Consider the following 19,314-nt stretch of genomic DNA (forward strand, 5'->3'; position numbering starts at 1 on the left):
GGCGCCTTCGGGACGCCGACGACCCGAGCGGCGTGGCGGGGCAGGCCCTCGACGTACCTCGTCTGCACGGAGGACCGCAGCACCTCCCTCGCCCTGCAGCGCTTCCACGCTGGTCGGGCCACCCGCTCGATCGACCTTGCTGCCGGCCACCACCCGTTTCTGTCCCGCCCCGACCTCGTGACCGAAGAGCTCATCCGAGTGCTACGCACCGATTGACGGCACGACGACGATCGGCGAGCCAGCGACCGGCACCTTCGCGCTTCGTCGCTGAGCATTCTGCTGACGGCAGATCCAGCGCCCCGATCTTCGGCTCCCTACTCGCGCTTGGAAATTAATTGAATGGAAACCATCTAAGTATTGGACTTTGTCCAAAGTCCAATCACTTACTAGGTGCAATATTCCCAACCTGATGACCGTGTGGCGAACTCTACATTATATATAGTGGTTGCAAAGGCACGACTAACTGTCGAAAAAACGAACTACAAGTGTCCCTTGCACCATTTGAGTTTGAGGGTTGAACGTCACACTAAAGTCAGTTCGAGTTTGATTACCCGCTCCAAGTTCTCCTGGGTAGCCGAAGTTAAGTTTCAAGCTATAAAATTCTTGGAGAGTAACCTATTGAAGGGATTGAAGCCACAAGTTGCAAGAATGTATTTACAGTTTTACCTCTCTAGATACTTCTTAATACAGTGAACCGAACCAAGATTTTGTGCAAAGGGGTGAAAGTCGGTCAATTCGTAGACCTTGAAACCAAGTTCTTCCCATATGCGCTTGTTTTCCGCATCAATAGGAACTAAGTCTGCCCAATCACCATGACCATAGGTTGGTAGCCATACAGAATTACCACTATTTGGAGCTATTTCTATCAAGCAGTTATTAGCAGTAGCAAAATACCAGGTACGAACTTTAATATCAGGTAGATCTACATAGGTAAGCGGCATGGGATTGCGAATCACTTCAAAGCCCAGATTTTGTAGAGTGTTAGCAACATCATCAAAAATTTCCCCTAGAGCATGGTCTACAGACTCTTGCCCTAAAATTTTATCGGCATAAGTGGGCGACCCTACCAATAACCGGTATTTGCCAGAAGGGCTGCGTCCTGCTAGCGAAATAAACATATCGATGTGAAATATTGGCTGTTTCTCTCCAGTTCCTGTATATATCTCCTCAGTCCATTCCTCACCGTCGATAGTAATCGGACGTGTTTGTGGTTGAGGAACTGGTAATTCCGTACCTACGTAAATGAGCTTGCGATTGGAGTCGAAGGTTTTAATGTATAAATGTTTAACAAATTCATCAATATTTTGAACGTCTTCGGGGACTACAATATTCTCTGCTTCTTCGATGAGTTTCTTGGTCTCTTCTGGATAATCTGTACCGATGAACACAGAATCATCCCCAATCAGTACATTTCCACCTTGGAAATAGAGAGGAGATTGAATGCTTTGCAGATGGGTTGCTTCTGCTACTAACTCAGCAATTGCTGCATCACCCGATCTGCTAAAGACGTGAGGTTCAACCAAGAAAGACGTACCTTCTGCTGTTGATATATCTTGGACAACAACATAAGGATCTTCCGCCCAAACAAGAAAATTCAAAAAATCAGGTGCTTCTACTATGGTTGAGCGCTCGGAAGCATTGGTGGAATTCAGGGCTTCTAGTAAATCGTTAATGACACTTGGATGAGTGAGGATAGTAAATCGAGTTGTTTTGGGTAACTTACGGAACAAATCTTCGTAAACCTGCTTGTAGCTAAACTCTCCACTCGCATAAGCAGGATAACAAAAAAGAATATGCTTGAGTGTACCGTGAGCGGTGGAAACAATTTTTGGTTCGCGAGGTCCTGGTTTAGTTATCTTAGCAAGTAAAGTCGTTTGAACTGATGCACTTCTAGAGGTCGCACCTAAATCTACATCAGACTGATTGCGTCGTGCCAGAGTTGCAGGTAGTGGCAGAGGATTTTTCCGTATGGGGTTGTTTGTAGCCATAAGTATTTTTTAGGAGTTGTCAATTCCAAATTTTCTTGCTCAACTAGCAAACATTGCTACGGAGAAATTTTAGACCACTACGTAAAGTTCTATTTGTAATGTAAGATTCTCTTAAGATAAAGATAATCAGCCCTTTCCTACATCTGTAGGAAAAATTATTGTGCTGGTGTTTAAGAAAATGAACTCAAACACTCATTCCTTGAAGATTGTAAGTAACGATAAAGACGATTGACTGCATTGATATAAGCATAAGCTGATGCAACAACAATGTCTGTATCGGATGACTGCCCAGAGAAAATACGGTCTTGATGACGTAAGCGAACAGTAACGGTTCCTAAAGCATCTATTCCTTCTGTCACGGATTGAACAGAAAACTCAATGAGTTGACTAGATATCTGTATCATACGAGCGATCGCTTTATACACCGCATCCACTGGTCCGGTACCCACTGCCGCATCTGTCAAAATTTCTCCACTTGGAGTCACAATTGTGATAGTTGCCGTTGGGCAAGTGCAATCTCCACAAGTCACTTGTACGTGTTCTAACTGAAAACCGCTCTCGACTTGAATTTGGGTTTCGTCTCGCACAATTGCCTCTATATCCCAATCGGACATTTCTTTTTTCTTATCAGCAACTTCTTTAAACCTGATGAAGGCTTTGTTAAAGTCTGCTTCATTTAGGTCAAACCCCAATTCTTGCAGCTTGCTTCGGAAGGCGTTGCGCCCTGAATGCTTACCTAAGACGATCCGATTTTCTGGCAATCCAATATCAGCAGCATCCATGATTTCGTAAGTTTCTCGATGCTTAATCACACCATCTTGATGAACTCCCGATTCATGAGCGAAGGCATTAGCTCCAACAATCGCCTTATTGGGCTGTACTGTAATACCTGTCAATTGAGAAACCAAGCATGAGGTTTTATAAATTTCTTGAGTTTTGATATTAACAAGAGGTGCAGTGCTCTCCACAGGACGACCCAAGTAGGGATTGTAATAGGGTTTGCGAACCTGCAAAGCCATGACAATCTCTTCTAATGCAGCATTACCCGCACGTTCTCCAATACCATTAATGGTGCATTCGACCTGACGCACTCCATTTTCAATTGCAGCGAGTGCATTGGCTGTGGCTAAACCTAAATCGTTTTGAGTGTGAACGGAAAGAATCGCCTGTTCTATATTGGGTACATTCTTCCGAATCCCCTGAATCAACTTTTCCATTTCTTTTGGCGTGCAGATGCCAACGGTATCGGGGATATTAATTGTCGTAGCACCTGCAGCAATTGCTCTTGCCAAGACTTGGTACAAAAACTCTGGATCGGTACGGCTTGCATCCATGGGTGAAAATTCTACATCTTGCACAAAGGATTTGGCATAAGCAACCATTTCTTCTGCTATTGCCAGTACTTGGTTGCGAGTCTTTTTCAACTGGTATTGGAGATGAATATCTGATGTGGACAGAAAAACATGAATTCTGGGATGAGCAGCCAGTTGCAATGCTTCTGCTGCAGCTTTAATATCCTCACGAATGGCTCTTGCCAAACTACAAATGATTGGTCCACCTGGTATCCCAACTTGTTCGGCTATGGTTCTGACAGCTTCAAAATCACCAGGACTTGCGATCGCAAACCCAGCTTCAATGACATCAACTCCTAGAAGAGCTAGTTGGTGAGCGATCGCTAACTTCTCTTCTACATTCAGTGTAGCTCCAGGTGATTGTTCTCCATCTCTAAGAGTGGTATCGAAGATAACGATTCGGTCTGTGGAGGAAATACTCATAACTAGCTCCAAGAGTCTTTACTTTGTATATTGTATACAGAAAATCGTATACAATATACATTATGCATGAAAAAAGTTATGAATTTAAACGACCTAGCAGCCAACGTGCTGCAACAACAACGCAGTACCCCAGATTTAATTGCCAACACCTTACGAGAAGCGATTTTACGAGGAATTCTTCAGGAAGGGCAATCTCTCAGACAAGATGAAATCGCTACGCAATTTGGAGTTAGCCGCATCCCCGTAAGAGAAGCGTTGCGACAACTAGAGGCAGAAGGATTAGTCACGTTTCATCTCAATCGAGGAGCGATGGTATCAGTCTTGTCACCCAATGAAGTGCAGGAAATTTGCGAGATTCGTTCCGCTTTAGAAGTGACAGCCATTCAACTTGCGATTCCCAATTTAAGTGAATCCGATTTAGAAAAAGCAGGTATGATTTTGGATGAAATCAATCGAATTACAGATACCACTGACTGGGCAAAGCAAAATTGGGAATTTCATGCAGCACTCTACACCCAAGCAAATCGACCGCGATTACTGAAAATAATTCAAAATTTACACACCAATCTTTTCCGCTATGCCCACCGTCAGATGGGACAAGATTATTTAGAGCGCACCCAAAAGGAACACTATCAACTTCTAGATGCTTGTCGGCAAAAAGATACAAAAGCTGCTGTTAGGATATTAAAACGACATATTGATACAGCTGCAAATCAGTTACAGTCTTCGATATAGTCTAGTTATTTTAATTGTCTTGCATTGCAAGGCATACTAAAAGTAGTGAGCATAATTATAATCCCGAATCATGAGGAAAGAAAATATTACTTTCCGCCTTGAGAGTGACAAGCGTGTTATTTTAGATACTATTGCAGCTGGTCTTGACCGCGATCGAACTTACGTGCTGAACGAAGCCGTTGACCTTTATCTTGAGGTTTACCAGTGGCAGATAGCAGAGATTAAGGCAGGGGTTGCCGAAGCTGACGCCGGAGACTATGCTACTGACGAAGAGGTTCAAGCTGTTTTTGCAAAGCTGACCAAGATATTTTCTAACATTTCTGAGTAACTGTTAACGGAAAAGTATCAGGTAGTTTCTTCGGCAATAAACTCATGCTGACAATGGAAACTTCCTTGCAATTTAATTATAGTCTTCAGTACGATTCGGTTATTTGTCATTTGTTGCTAATCTCTGTAATACAAACTTTTAGGCTATAATCAAGTTGGAAATATCTCAATAACATAGCTATGTCAACCAAAACACTCGATCTTAAAGAATTACAAATGAGTGTGACAGAATTACTCTCATTGATTCAAGCTGACCAAGAGATAATCATTACTGAGGGGAACACACCTGTTGCTCTGTTAACAGTACTTAACCCTGTAAATAAAATTCCTTCAGAGTCAGGAAAAACACCTCAACCAGGATTAAATTTAGGTGCAATGAGAATGAGTAATGATTTTGACCAACCATTATCAGATGATTTTTGGTTACAAAATTCATGAAGTTACTATTAGATACACATACGTTTATTTGGTGGGATAGCGAACCCTCAAAAATCTCGAAAAAAGCATTAGAGTTGTTAATACCCACATTCCGCAGATGTGAATTATATTACTGATATTTTTAAAAAATCAAAGACAAATAAATTTTATCAGTCTAATCTTTTGGGTTTGATTTTCACTTTTCATTCAAATAAACAGACATAATAAACAATTTAATTTCACTCTGATTAAAAAATAGATTCACTTCTTCAATCAACTGACTTATTTATCCTAAATTCAGCCAGATAAATAAGAGCAAAGCTCATGGTGTTCTTCGCCCAAAAATTCGGGTTATTAAAAAATATCTCTATCCTTTTATTGAAAATCAGCCAATTCAAATCATTAGATAATATTGGCTATAAAATGAGCCTAAGTGATTCAGAATTTTTCGACGCTGCTCTGTTAAATTACTCATTTGCTTCTGTCCATTTATCATGAGCAAATGTACTGACTGAAATAGCTGAAATACCCACCTCATTGTCGGCTTATTTGTTAATTTATTTACCTGATTCCTGATACGATCGCCGGATGTTGCTAATTCTTGTCTCAACTTTCTTTGTGCTAGATTATAGACTAATAAACACAGTCCCATTATCATTGCTATTGCTTCTACTCTTTCTGGAGTTTTGACATATACACTCTTAGTAAAAAACAATGGGTCTTTTAAAAATCTAAATCCTCTTTCATGGCATTGTTGCGCTTTGTATTCCTCTAGCATCTCCTCATTACTTAATTCATTTTTATCTAATATATTCGTTGCTAAAATAAATCTTCCAGCTTTAATCTTCTCCGTTTCAATCACTTCTATTCTCGTTTCTATTTGACCTTTAACTTGATATTTTATTTGGATTGTTTCTGTCGATTTTTTTGGTCTTCCCACTTTGGTATACTCTGGTTGTTCTGAGAATTCAATTTCTTTTATTTGGTGATATTTCCATGAATTTGATAGCTTTTCTATCGCCTTAAGCGCGTCGGCTTTACAAGCAAACTCCTGTCTAGACAGTTGACGTAGAGACGATTCTGCTTTTTCTTTCTGCTTTTCTACTTGTTTATTTACCTGCTGAATACTTGATTTTTTTCTCAACTCACTTTCTATGATTAGCCATCTTTGCTTAATGTTTCCATATTCCGCTTCTCTTTCAACTATTCTATATCCTGATATTCGACTATCTGTCCATTCATTTGGTTCAATCTCTAAGATTTTATTTGGCGCTGATTTTATACTCAATGGGACTCTAGTTATCCATTTCAATCCTTTCATTGCTGACGCATTGTCCCCAGAGAGAGGGGAAGGTTTCAAGCCCCTTTATTAATAGAGGGGTATTAGGTCATATCCCAAATAAACCTTCCCCTCTCTCTACGTGTAAGACCCCCGTGACAGATTATCTGCTGTGTATAATGCACTATCTGCTATACATATTCCATCAAATTTCCATTGCTTTTTAAATTCTTTTAATCTTTCTACAAATCCACTTTTATCATCTACGTTTCCCGAGTCTATTTTTAAATATAATGGAATATCTCCATCTCCTGTTACAATCATGTCAACAATAAATTGTTTTAGGTCTGGTCTCTTATCTCTTGAGTATCCATGAACAATTTCTATTGGTTTCATCTCTGTCTCTAGTTCTTTTTTATTTAATTCTGCTTCTTGATTGATTTCATTTATTTCCTCCCCTTCTTTTTTGTACTCTCCCTCTACACACATTGAAGTCCCATCTAAATGAACACTATTCATTTCTACTTGGAACTTATGAGCAGCTTTTATAGCGATCGTTGTAAATAATTTGGTTGTCCCCGCTTCGTAATATTTGTCCAATGCTCTCCCTAATCTGTCATCATTTAAATGCTCTGGTAATACTCCCGTTCCTATTAGATGTTCGGTTGCTTTGCCTGTAAAAAATTCTTGAAATAGATATAATGGGGCGCTCAAAAATCCTAATCCATTCAAAATCATCGCTTTCATTACTTGTCCTGGACTTAAGGTTTCTTTTTCTTTTATTCCTACTTTTTTATTCACTTCTTCTACCAATTCCATCTCGTCTATTATTCCTGCTATTATTCCTAAATGGTCTATATTTAAGACTTTTATTGCTTCAATTGGCTCATTCATCGTTTTTTTCACATAGCTACCTAACTCTATTATTTTATACGAAAAAAGCCTGTAATAATTACTAGTCAATCATTACAAGCTTTTATTTTTTAAATTCATAATTACTAAATCCGCTTGAATCTGTGCGGAATGTGGGGTTTAAGCTGCTGACGAGTCGCCATTTGATAGCAGTACATTCACTGAATAACAATTATATTATGTACTTTCTGGTAGAGAATTGGCTAAAAATCTAAACTCAAGCACTTACGATAAATGTAGAACCCATCTTTACTAGCTAATGAGTACATACAGCATTTTGAGCCAAACCGAACGCCAACGAGTGAGTGATGGAGAGTTTATCTCTATCTTGAGCGGTTGCGAATCCTCTCCCTGGCAACTGGTGCTAATATTGCCACAATTAGGAGATTTCGACAGCCTTGAGTATGCTTGGTGGTTGCAGCGAGATGCCAAACGCCTTCAAGCACAAGGGATAGCAATTCGAGCCGTGGGAATTGGCGATCGCACTTCCGGTCAGCGATTCTGTAGTTATACTGGATTTCCAGCAGATTGTTTGTTTGTAGATCCCACCGCTCAACTGCATCAAACGCTCAACCTGTATTCAGGTTTATCTCTCAGACTACCTGGTTTATCGCCCGGAGCGAACGCTTGGCTCAACCTGATGTTGATGTGTGCGGGAATTGGGAGCCCTTGTACTCTGGCGGAAGTGTTTCGCGGATATAAGGGCGACGCAAAAGCACCTCAGTTAATTGGCGATGAAGAAATCGTTCGGGCTGCTCCTTTACCTCCACTGAAAGGTTCATTCTTCAAATGGGTGGGTGGTAAAGGTTTTCAACGTCCGTTTGAGCTAGCAACTTTGCGATTGCGAAATATGGGAGAAGTGCTGACTAACTGGAAGACATATGTTCCCAATCCTGCCTATCTTACCCAACGAGGAGCAACTTTCTTGTTTAACGATCGCGGAGAATTGCTTTACGAGCATCGCGATCGCGCTATCCTTGGCTTTGCTGCTGATATGAGTCATCCCCTGTCTTTTCTCCAGAGTTTGCCGATGAAAACAGGAGAAAAACTATAGCAAACGATTGGGAGGAGAATATGCGCGCGTTACAGGAAATACAAGTTTTCTCTGCCGTTATTAAAGATTATTGTCTAGAGGAATTTCTTATTGAAACATCTGCTCAAGTATGTATTCCATATTTTTCACTCGCTTGGGAAAATATGACTTTTCACAAAATATCTGCTTGTGGAAGCTTTTTTGATGGTACTTATACTCTCCAAAAAGACACTTATAATGATTGGATTTTAATCAACACTCAATCTGACTTATTAACTCCATTTATTACCAATCACCAAGTCACGCTGATTTCTCTAGAAAAAGCTGACCTAATGTTCAACAATCCTGATAATAGATGGTATGTTTTCCATACCTTAACTCGTCCGGGATTTGCTCCAGATTTTTCTCAGGCTTTGATTCAAATCACCGCCTATTGTCCAGCCGGTCCTCCGCAGTATGGTAGTCTACTTTATCTAGAAAGAAATAACGAACAATGGCAAGTTAAGTCATCTTATGGTCTTTATAATCAGTAATCTTTTTGATTACCTGTTGGTATTAAAACTTTCGGGATAAATGCTGATTTTTCAAAAAAGATAGAAGAATCTTATAAAAAAATATACATAAGTTGACCATTGAAAGTTGGAGGTTATTTGAAGAGTTATAAGCGCTTGCTTCGGTCACTCTTTGGAAATGAACCCAGCAACTTCAATAGCGATCGCATAAATCATTATTTTGTTGGCTATATATTTCTTCATAAAAACACACATTTTATGTTATAAATAACCATAGCGTCCAAAATAAATTTCAAAATAGCAGCGATGAAAGTCAAGTACGCTATTAATCTCAGTAAAGGGCTAACTTTCCCTTTTATTCTAGGGCTGATGTTTTTCTATCAAAACTTCACGTTAGGACCTTATGTCTACTTAGCGTTACACGGTACTTATGGATTTCTTTGGTTACTCAAAGACCTCATTTATCCAGATAAGCAATGGGAGCAACAAATTCCTGTAACCTCAGGTATTTTTTCCTTTATACTAGTGTGTTTGTACTGGATAGCACCATTTATTCTGATTAGCAGTGGCAGTACACCATCACTACCTTTAGTAGCGATCGCCATATCCCTCAATATTTTAGGTGTGTTTTTACATTTTGCAAGTGATGCTCAGAAATACTTTACTCTTAAGTATCAGCGCGGACTCATCACAGAAGGCTTTTTTGCTCGCTGTCGCAATACTAATTATTTAGGAGAAATATTTATCTATAGCTCTTTTGCCATACTAACTCAACATTGGCTCCCATCCTTGATTCTTGGAAGTTTTATCGGCGGAATTTTCATTCCAAATATGCTGAAGAAAGACAAGTCTCTTTCTCGTTATCCTGAGTTCGCTGAGTACAAAAATCAATCGGGGCTAATATTTCCAAAGTTGTTTGGTTCTACAACTCCCAAACAAGAGGACTCTACAGCACAAACATAATAACTTATCTTACAATAAATAATCCTGTGTGTAGACACTGAAAGTCAGATCGAGATAGTATCGTGCGATCGCGTTAAAAGGGTAATCTAAAATGCTTTATTTGGCTCAAGTCAATTTTGGTGCTAATGTAGCAAGCTTAATAGGTTTCGCATATATACTTCTTAGTCTAGTTTATTTGATTTTTATGATAGTTTGGCTCGTTTCACGTGCCAGGAGACTCAATAGCTCGTCTTTAGTTCTTTATATTATTCAATTGATATTTATACCGATTATTTTGCTATTATCAGGATTCATTTTAATTTTTCAAGGTTGGCGATTAGACCCCATTCTTCAGTTCTCACAACTTTTATTAACTCTATTAATTCTTTATTTAGTTGTGAAAGATATTTTTATAAATGCAATTTATAAGAACAGATGACCAACTCTAGCATTTCCCAGTTTGCCGAGGCACAAACTTATCAGCGTCCATCTGCTACAGACTGCGATTAATTCTTTCCTTCCTGTACCTTAACCTTACGAAAACGGGAATTACTTCTGCCGTGGCTGGTTGAAAAAACATGGCAGCCACGGTCAAAAGCCCTAAAGTGGTAAGAGAGGTTTCTCGTTGTACCTTAGAACAGCGACAAAAATGCTATCGTATAAAAACCTTCTTACAATGTGGAGATTAAAAAGGTTTTTGGGTGAAATACGTGCAGACTGAAGTCTTAGAAACAGTAGTAACATTTGCAACAGAAAAAACTTTGCCTTCACTCAAGGCTCTTGCAGATGCTCATCGTCGTGAGATAGGTTTTGTCAATAGAGCAACCCTGGCAAAAGCAATTGCTCACCAAGAAATTTTATGCACATCTTTTGGCTTTTTACATTTTCATCATAGACGTGACAGAATATCAACGCTTTACCACCTTTGTGTTTGCCCTTCCCAACGCGGAAAAGGAGTGGGTAAACAGCTAGTTAACGAATGGGAAAAATATAGTAGAAAATGTGGAATGACAACTCTACGCCTTAAGTGTCCATTAGATTTAAATGCCAATGGTTTTTACTACAAAATGGGATTTACTCGGATAGATATTGAACCTGGAGCAAAACGCAGTTTGGTAATTTGGGAAAAAAAATTACTGTACCGCAAATCATTACCTCCTCAATTTGTAGCTGCTATTACTGCAAGCGGTTCAGAGTTAAAGCGTCTTTTCGAGTTATGGAAATCAGGAGGTGACTTAGACCGCAATCCATTTCGACATATTATCTCTTCACCGATTGCTTGCCGTCCATCTACAATTAAGTTTTTGAAGCAAGAAAAAAACCAAGGAAATATAAAAACTGTTTGGTTAGATTGCGGAGCTTATCAAGTTCAGCAAGGAAAAAGAACTTATGATGAACTTCTCACGTTTCTAGATAAGTTTTATCGAGAACATCTTTGGGCAGATGGATACGTATTGCCTGACATTGTACCTCTAACTACAGATTCTGATAAGATTGTAGAGTCTAAGGTCTGTGACACACTGTTCTATTGCGAAAGATTTTTTAAACAAATGCCAAGCTATGTGCAAGAGCGAGCTATCGCACCCGTACATGGGCGTAACGTTAATCAAATCAATCGTTGTGTAGAAACTTATGCCAAACTTGGTATTCAACGGATTGGCTTTGGCTCTTGGGGAACTTCTGGGCCTAACGGTAGTGTCAATATGCTTTCACGAGACAGTTTAGCTTTGTTTCAGGACGTTTACAATATAGCCAAAGAAAACAAGATGGATGTTCACTGTTTTGGTATTGGTGGCCCAAACAGCTTTAATCGTCTCCACCGAAATAATTTAGTGCCTGATTCTCTTGATAGTACAACTTGGTGGAAAGCAGGAGGTTTTGGTAGCATATTTTTCCCTAACACATCTCAAATTCAAATTACTCAGAGACGGGGTATTGAAACTACCAAAGAAGGTTTGGAAAAACTGAAACGAGACACGCAGCATTCGTGTTATTTTTGTGAAAGTATTGAACAGCTAAGAACAAGCCGAAATCATCGGATTATGCACAACTTAGCAGCTTGGTTGGATACATTAGAACGCGCTCAATGACAAAAAGATTAACTCTCCATTTACAACAAAATACAACTTTAGAAAGAGTAGTAGCTATTCTCGAATTTTTAAATAGTTCTGAAACCGATTTCGAACAATTAGCGACTAAGTGTCAACTAGGTGTAAATGTTCTACAAAAAAATGTTTTTCCATTTTTACGCAACCTTTCTATTCTTGACAAAAAAAATCCTCCTAGCTTGACTACGACGGGAAAAATAGCAGCAGGAATTCAACAGTCAAGCCCTTCTATGCTTGGGGATTTTTTACATTTATTACTATATCAACTACATCTAGAAAAACCTGAAAAACGGTTTTCATGGGCTTATGCTACGGTTGTACAAAAACTCTGGTTACGAAAAGAAGTAGTCCTATCACCTGTAGAAAAAAAGATGTTAGTTGGAGAAGTGATTGAAACAGCAGCTTCTAAGTTTAAACTATCTACAAGTGAAATTGCCTTTAGCGATAGTAGTGTTACTGGTGCTCTTAACTGGTTGCGATCGCTATCACCAGCTGTCATTGAACCACAGGAAAAATACGAGAACTTCAGCCGTCGATATTTCTGTGCTGCTCCACTTTTAGTAAAAGCGGTGGACATAACTTATAAACAACTGCAACGAACCTACGGAGTTAAGATTTTCTTACGCGCAGAGGTTCAAGAACGTCTTTGTCAGATGCTGATACTAGATCCTAGTGGATTGGATGGAGCTTTGGACAATGCTAAACGTACCTATGATTATGAGCAAGGAAGCTTTTTTAATTGGGGTTATGAAGGTGGTTACGGGCAATGGGTAATGCTGACAAAATCTCCATTATGGAATGAGTTGTTATAGTTAAGTATTTAAAATATGTTTATACTAAGAGTTTTTGTTTAATAAAAATTCTATTTCTAGTTAAGCAATTATACATAAATATAAGTTATAATAAATACAGATTATAACTTGTAAAACTATGGTAGACTAAGTTGCTTGCTGTTAATGAGTACCAAGTCAGTCAGATTTTGGTTAAGCTTAACCAGAGTCTCTACTAACTTGGAATTGAAAGTGTAAATCAGTAAGAGACACTTCGCACGATTGCTCTGTTTATCTTGGCTACATTTAGAGAGTAACTATTTATGAAACGGCTATTAGAACAACTGGACTCGATTGAGGCAATTATCGATACAGTTAGCCCATCTCAGATAGAAGACGACCCGCAAGACGTAGCCAGTCGTTATGATTTATACGCTAGAAGTTACGATCCACTTGACCGAGTAACGATTCTTCGAGACCGTTTAATTGCTGAAATTCATAAAGGAAAGCCTGTAAATGGCTATCTAAGTGCTGATTATGGTTATGGTAAGACCGCAACGCTCATTTATTTGTGGCATGAGTGTCAGCAACATAAGATTTTAGCAGTACCACCATTCAAGTTTAAGGAATTGGGAAACCTGATGGTTGCCACTTACGGTTGGATGAAAGCTTGTGGTTTGCCCGACGAAGTAGCTGCTCAATTAGAAAAGCTATACAGCAAATACAATTTGAAGTCTTTAGGACTTCAAGCGGCAGAGATAGCACGCAAGTACAAGGTATCTGAAGACAAAGCTCTCAAAATTGTTCAAGAATTAAAGCCTGATACTACAAGTACTGATACCATTTTAAATTTTTGGCAGGAGAGCATTCCTATTCTCCGGCAGGTGGATTGGGTTGGTTTAGCAGTTTTTGCTGACGAAAGTCAGGAATTTTTACGAGCAGAAGAGGGTTCTAGTGCTCGAATTCAGATTCTAAGCGATTTAGTCAAAGGAATGCGGGCTTTAGGTTCTACACCTATAGCGTTAATTCTAAGTATGCCTACAACTCCTACAGAATCAGCCATTGAGGAGCAAGCAAGTGATATTATCCACCGCATGAAGGAACAAAAAGTCTCCTTGAGATTAGTTGATGTGTATAACTATGAATTTCCTGCTAGACTTTGGTATTCTTTGTGTGAAAAGTTTTTAGACGATAAATTAGAAATTGATGAGTTAGCACATCCGGCATTGATTGAAAGTTTAGTGCAGCTGTGCGATCGCAAAGACCTAACCTGTGGCCCTCGTGCGCTGATCGAAGTATTCAAACGCTTAGTTCAGTTTCGTCGGGAAAAAGGACGTGCATATACTCCGTTGGATTTGATTCAGGATTATCTAAATGGAAAAGTGCAGTTTTATGGTGCTCAACAACATAAAATTAACAATGCAATCGATAGCTTAGAGCAGTTACCATCAATTCAAAAACACCCTAAAGGGCGAGATGTCATAAAACTTCTAGCTTTATTTCCAACCGGGGTTTCTCATAACGTTGCTGAGGAATTTGGACTGTTAGATAGTCTCAAAGAACTAGCAGACAACGATGATTTGTACGGATATCACATTACGCGACCCACTGAACATAGTTTTGCTTTAGATGCGCTCAGTAAGCCAACTAATCCCACAATCATCGATCAAATTCTCAATCGATTTCGTCAACAGTGGTTTGGAGAATGGGATAGTGCCAAAAAAGAAGAAATGGCAACAAAAATTTTTAAATCTGAAATTATTACTTCTCTTTTTCCCGTTTCTAGATCTGGTCAAAAAACTAATTGGGTTTGGCGTACTAAGGATAAATGGAAACAGGATAGATTTGGGATTTATAATTTCTTAATAGGTGCTCCTGAGAAGTACAGCGCTGAATTCCCTAACCGTTCTTTAGTCATTAGTATTGGTAATGAAAAAACAAAGTTGATGAGATTTATTCCACCAGAAAAGACTCAATTAGATTGGCGGTTTTATTTAAGTTACGAGCGAGAAGCAATTGCTGAACCACAAAAACTAACTTCAATTACGGGTACAGGTCAAGTAGACTTTTATATTCAACTAGGTCGCAGCTTTAAACAAGAATATCCTACAGCCTTCGGCTTACTTACTAAAGTTATATCTGCCAAACATTGTTCAGCTTGTACTCTACTTTCCTTATCTTATTTCATTCAGGATTGGCTGGGTAGCAATCCTGAGGTTAGCAAAGCAGATCGAGCTAGATTAGAACATCATCGTCAGGAATGCCACCAGTTTGCTATGGGATTGTTGTTTCCTGCAATTCAACCAGATACTTGGATTATTGAAAGTTTAGAGGGTTTAAATAGTACAGCAACTAAATTGATAGAATCTGTGTTTTATCAGAAATGTAAAGTTCTGTTTCCTAAATATAAGTCTTTCTATAACAATCTGCGTCCAACCTTACTAAAATATAAGTTTTTACTTGAGAAACTTCCTCTAGCTGTTCGCCAGGGTCATCAATTACATCAAGTAACTAAGGAAGAATTTGAAAAGTTATTTGAAGCAACTGGTTCAGGTTTGCCAAGTATGCTAGCAGTACTTAAACAAAATAGTTTGATTGATGAATATAAGATTGCTAGCAAGAAGGAAGAAAAGTCACAAGTCAATTTTTCTGAACATCCTTTAGAATTGTTTATTCAAGAACAATTGAAATTTAGAGGAGAGAAGCCAACAGTAGAGACGCCAACTAGTTGGCAAGACGTTAAAACTTTAGAATATCAAGAATTATGGGAAGAGGCTAAAAACCTTGGATATCTTCAAGAAGAGTTTGAGGAAGCTATTGAATGGTTACAAAGACGACGCCACGTCGAGTGGGATCGAGTTACGGGAGTTATTCAAACTTGTGTAACAGAAATAGACTCTACAGCGTTAAAAGGTATATTACATGAACATCGGTCTCAAATTGCTTTATTATTAGAACTATTTGATGAAAGAATATTGCATGAAATTAACGAAACCATAAATGAGACTGAAGCAAGTTTCGTTAATAACTGTAACTCCGAGCTAGTGATTGACCAAGTTCAGAGAAATATACAATTAATAAAAGAACATATTGAGGTGTATAAAACTCAAAAATTTTCTGTACTTCAAAAAGAAGTGCTAGACATCAAATTCAAACTAGGTAATTTGACTAAAGAATTACATTCTTCTAAAGTTAGTCAGCCAATTAGTAGTAACAGTGGTTTAGAAATCTGTTTAAACGACTATCAAAAAAATTTAGAAAGGCAGATTAATCAGCTAGATAAAGATTGCCAAAAGCAAGTGAATTCAATAAAAAATGATGGCTTAGATATCAGGCAATTATATTATCAACTAAAGCAATACAGTCAGTATTTGAAAGATTGTGAAGAAACGAAAAGAAGACTTCAGCCTTTAGTTGCAGGGTTAGAAAATTGGAGAATTATTCTGGCACGGGCTAGTGTATTGCGAGAGAACCTTACTAGTAACCCAGAACGCTTAATGTGTTATGAAGATGAATTTATCGATCGCGTTGTCAAACATTTTAGCATTCACCAAATAGAAAGTTTTAGAGAATATGAGCAGTTGCAACGCCCATTAATTGAACTTGAAGAACAGGTTAAAGGAGAACAGCAATCGCGCCGAGAGGCTTTTGCTCAACAGTTGAGTCAATATGAAAGTTTACTCATCCAAGTGGTTAAGAACCATGAAATTGATTTGAAAGAGAGATGCAAATTTGATGATGAAGATCGGAATGGTTCATATAATACATTAAGACAAGTTGTTTATGAAAAGCTTGCTCAGGAGTACAACAATCATCTAGGAGAATGGGAGCAAATAGAAAGAGATTTATTGTTCATCGAGCAAGAATGCAAGTACGATGTGACCAAGTTATTAACGCAAGTTACGAATGGTAAGGCAGAACTGTTATCTGAAATCAATTTGCTAACATTTCTGATTTCAGACTTAGAAAAGCTTGAAAAATGGATTAATAAACTCAAAATTATTTTTGACAAGTATGAGATTTTGCGTGAAGAATTCAGAAAGATTAACCGACAAAAGAAACAACAGCTTTCAGAGGAAGAACAACAAGTTTTAACTGTCATAGTCCCAGTTAACAATGGTCTAACGATTAGCCAGCTTCGTAAACGCTTGTCGTATAATCGTGATATATGGGATATTATGAGGGTTTTGTATGAAAAAGGACATCTGGAGATTACACTTCACCAGCGAGATTAATTTTTTCTTCATGCAAGAATCAGTAAGTATGCACAGTACTATAAAAGTAATGCTTTCAGAATACCCCAAATTTAAATTTTTGCAGGTTAATGACTGGTTACTTCTGTCATAGATAAAACATTGAGAGTACAAGCTTATGAGTACTACTTCTAAGGTAATTCCAAAGTTCTACTTGCCAAAAGAGCATCCAGAAGATATGAAACTTCTGGTAGAAGGACTGGTAACTAATAACGGACAGCCCTTAAAGTCAGCTGTATCATGGCTGCAAGAAAAATTGACTGTACATGAAGGTAGGACAACTGGAAAAACTATGTCCGCTACTACCATTAAAAACTATCTTGCTGGATTTTACGTTCTTGACTTATTCAAAGCTGACAATATTCTCTATTCTGAATCTCAACCTTTAGAAAGAGCTTCCGTTCCTAGCAAAGCCAGAATAGAGGTAATAGGTTCGCTAAAACTTATATTAAATTTTCAATCTATAGAGACATTTAATGAAAGTTTAACTCGGATTTGCTTGCAATATTCAAAAATTGTTAGAGACTATAACTCTGACCGAAGAGTACTTCAAGCAAAATTTGAATTAGAGGACAAGCCCAAACCTACAAAACTTCAATATCTGCTGATAAAACACTGTGATTACAGCTATGTAGGTCATCCCGGCGTAGGCTATCTTGATATGTTTTATCAAGATAAAGTCCAGATTGACAATTCATTAAAGCTTTTACAATTTATTGCAGAAAATTATCGGGATGTAGCTCAGAGAAATTTGGGGTTAATTCCGTTAGATAAGATATTTAATCATCTTAAGGAAGTTACAGACTATCGAGAAGAAGATTTTAAAAAATACTTAACACAGTTACAACTTACTAATCGAATTGAACTAAGAACTACTAAATCTCAACTTGCTCAAAATATGGGAATTGATTTGGTCGATATTCGAGGTATTCAGTATGGATTTGTCAAAATTGTAGAACCTGCTATTGCTATTTAAAGATGCCTTACAAAGATATTCATAATAACCCTATACCTCCTGCTCGAAATCCTTACGTTAGTTCTGGTTCTGCAATGTCAGTAGTAGACCAAAACTTTACTTCTAGCATTGTTCGTACAAAGTTTATAGATGAGTTACTTGAGGATGTTAAACGTTCCCTTAAACTAAGAAGCCCAATAAAGCTATTTTTTGTTGGGGATTATGGTTATGGTAAAACGACTCTACTAAATCTTATCGCGCAAGAGTTTCGCAATCAAAATGGTATTTGTATACCCATTAAATTTCAAGAGATTGTTACACCAGTAGCAGCCTCTAGCCAACCGGACAGGCACTTTGAAAGTCTTTTGGGAGCCATTTTAAGAAAAATGTATAACTTTTTAGTGCGAGAAGGAGTTTTGACAAAACAAGATGCTGTGTTATTTGAGCAGATAGAGTACATCGATTTATTTGATGGCTTTTTTAAAATGCTTGAGCGGGCGCAAAAATATAATATCCTAATTGCTTTTGATGAAGTAGAAGCGCTTTTTTCTACACTAAAAATCAAAATTTCATATTTTATGAGTTTTTTACACAGCCTGTCGGAAAAATTCTCCATACGTCCTGGTTGGGGATTATGCATAAGTATGACTCAAGAATACTACAGCCAAGTTTATCAAGAAGCACGACAATTGCCGGAAGCAAGATTTAACTTTAAAATTCTCAATCCTTTGCTGGTTTCAGAAGTTAAAGAGTATGTAGAAACTAAAAATAGTTCTGTTACCTTAAGAGTGACTGACAAGGTTTATCCCTTTGAAGACGATGTAATTGATTTTGTAGCAGTAGTTTCTGGAGGAATACCAAGGTATGTAGAAACGATATGCCAATTGCTTTGGGCAGAAGCAGAGCAATTTTATGAATCAGTTAATATTGAAACGGCTAGAAGAATTTTTAGTAATAGTTATCGAGTTTATGCATCTAATTATTTTTTACAGTTACAGAGAAATTTTGATTTCTCGTCTGATGCAAAGGCTTTTCTCGATCTTTTATTCTTTAGCGGTGGTAAACGAAAGTCAATTCCGGAGCTCCTAGCAATTTTGAAGGATACTAGCCCTATTTCATATTTTCATAATCTTGCCAGTAATCAAGTTGAATACAGGCTGAAAAAAGCTAGTGAAGAACTCAGGAATAACCCGGAGATGAAACTATTATTAGAGATTTTTGGTCAAAAGCCATATAGATATACGCTCACTGATGAGGTATTTAAAACTATTTTTAGCAATCGAGAAAACATTTAGGTATAGAAAGCAA

The 19,314-nt window shown here is 38.0% G+C and carries 15 protein-coding genes and 1 pseudogene; 13 read left to right on the forward strand and 3 right to left on the reverse strand.

Features of this window, described 5'->3' with window-relative positions:
- Positions 1-216, forward strand: a 216-nt coding sequence (locus ACKTT2_RS40525) for an alpha/beta fold hydrolase (protein WP_407897154.1), incomplete at its 5' end; no start/stop codon positions are given.
- Between the two features lie 446 nt (positions 217-662).
- Here ACKTT2_RS40525 and ACKTT2_RS40530 read toward each other — a convergent pair.
- Entirely contained in the window at positions 663-1,988 is a 1,326-nt protein-coding gene (locus ACKTT2_RS40530) for a hypothetical protein (RefSeq protein ID WP_407897156.1), read from the reverse strand.
- A gap of 170 nt (positions 1,989-2,158) precedes the next feature.
- Positions 2,159-3,763: a 2-isopropylmalate synthase gene (locus ACKTT2_RS40535; RefSeq protein WP_407897158.1), complete on the reverse strand. Its 1,605-nt coding sequence runs from the start codon at positions 3,761-3,763 to the stop codon at positions 2,159-2,161.
- A gap of 78 nt (positions 3,764-3,841) precedes the next feature.
- Between ACKTT2_RS40535 and ACKTT2_RS40540 the strand changes: the two genes are divergently transcribed.
- The 3 genes from ACKTT2_RS40540 (at position 3,842) to ACKTT2_RS40550 (ending at position 5,263) form a co-directional block, all read left to right on the forward strand.
- Positions 3,842-4,498, forward strand: a complete 657-nt coding sequence (locus tag ACKTT2_RS40540) for a GntR family transcriptional regulator (protein WP_407897160.1) — start codon at positions 3,842-3,844, stop codon at positions 4,496-4,498.
- A 70-nt stretch (positions 4,499-4,568) separates the two neighbouring features.
- Positions 4,569-4,826, forward strand: a complete 258-nt coding sequence (locus ACKTT2_RS40545) for a CopG family ribbon-helix-helix protein (RefSeq protein WP_407897162.1) — start codon at positions 4,569-4,571, stop codon at positions 4,824-4,826.
- Between the two features lie 179 nt (positions 4,827-5,005).
- The gene (locus tag ACKTT2_RS40550) at positions 5,006-5,263 is read left to right on the forward strand and encodes a type II toxin-antitoxin system Phd/YefM family antitoxin (RefSeq protein WP_407897164.1); all 258 of its coding nucleotides are present in this window, start codon (positions 5,006-5,008) and stop codon (positions 5,261-5,263) included.
- A gap of 373 nt (positions 5,264-5,636) precedes the next feature.
- On the opposite strand, the pseudogene ACKTT2_RS40555 reads toward ACKTT2_RS40550, so the two are convergent.
- A pseudogene (locus ACKTT2_RS40555) lies at positions 5,637-7,415 on the reverse strand (IS1634 family transposase).
- Between the two features lie 277 nt (positions 7,416-7,692).
- Here ACKTT2_RS40555 and ACKTT2_RS40560 point away from each other — a divergent pair.
- The 9 genes from ACKTT2_RS40560 (at position 7,693) to ACKTT2_RS40600 (ending at position 19,301) form a co-directional block, all read left to right on the forward strand.
- Entirely contained in the window at positions 7,693-8,487 is a 795-nt protein-coding gene (locus tag ACKTT2_RS40560) for a peroxiredoxin-like family protein (protein WP_407897166.1), read from the forward strand.
- A gap of 20 nt (positions 8,488-8,507) precedes the next feature.
- Positions 8,508-8,999: a hypothetical protein gene (locus tag ACKTT2_RS40565; RefSeq protein WP_407897168.1), complete on the forward strand. Its 492-nt coding sequence runs from the start codon at positions 8,508-8,510 to the stop codon at positions 8,997-8,999.
- Positions 9,000-9,284: 285 nt separating this feature from the next.
- Entirely contained in the window at positions 9,285-9,941 is a 657-nt protein-coding gene (locus ACKTT2_RS40570; protein ID WP_407897171.1) for a methyltransferase family protein, read from the forward strand.
- A 184-nt stretch (positions 9,942-10,125) separates the two neighbouring features.
- Complete coding sequence (locus ACKTT2_RS40575; RefSeq protein ID WP_407897173.1) at positions 10,126-10,359, forward strand: Ycf66 family protein; 234 nt, start codon at positions 10,126-10,128, stop codon at positions 10,357-10,359.
- 262 nt (positions 10,360-10,621) lie between these two features.
- Entirely contained in the window at positions 10,622-12,010 is a 1,389-nt protein-coding gene (locus ACKTT2_RS40580) for a GNAT family N-acetyltransferase (protein ID WP_407897175.1), read from the forward strand.
- A complete protein-coding gene (locus tag ACKTT2_RS40585; RefSeq protein ID WP_407897177.1) occupies positions 12,007-12,840 on the forward strand; it encodes a ubiquitin family protein in 834 nt (277 codons plus the stop codon). Before ACKTT2_RS40580 ends, ACKTT2_RS40585 begins: the two co-directional genes overlap by 4 nt.
- A gap of 281 nt (positions 12,841-13,121) precedes the next feature.
- Positions 13,122-17,033 (forward strand): hypothetical protein, encoded by a 3,912-nt coding sequence (locus ACKTT2_RS40590; RefSeq protein ID WP_407897179.1) that lies wholly within the window; start codon positions 13,122-13,124, stop codon positions 17,031-17,033.
- A gap of 136 nt (positions 17,034-17,169) precedes the next feature.
- Positions 17,170-18,027, forward strand: coding sequence for a hypothetical protein (locus tag ACKTT2_RS40595; RefSeq protein ID WP_407897181.1), 858 nt, complete (start codon positions 17,170-17,172; stop codon positions 18,025-18,027).
- 2 nt (positions 18,028-18,029) lie between these two features.
- Positions 18,030-19,301, forward strand: a complete 1,272-nt coding sequence (locus tag ACKTT2_RS40600; RefSeq protein WP_407897183.1) for a P-loop NTPase family protein — start codon at positions 18,030-18,032, stop codon at positions 19,299-19,301.
- The last annotated feature ends 13 nt before the right edge of the window (positions 19,302-19,314 follow it).

The organism is Scytonema hankhaensis NUACC26 (assembly GCF_045865695.1).
Taxonomy (GTDB): Bacteria; Cyanobacteriota; Cyanobacteriia; order Cyanobacteriales; family Nostocaceae; genus Scytonema.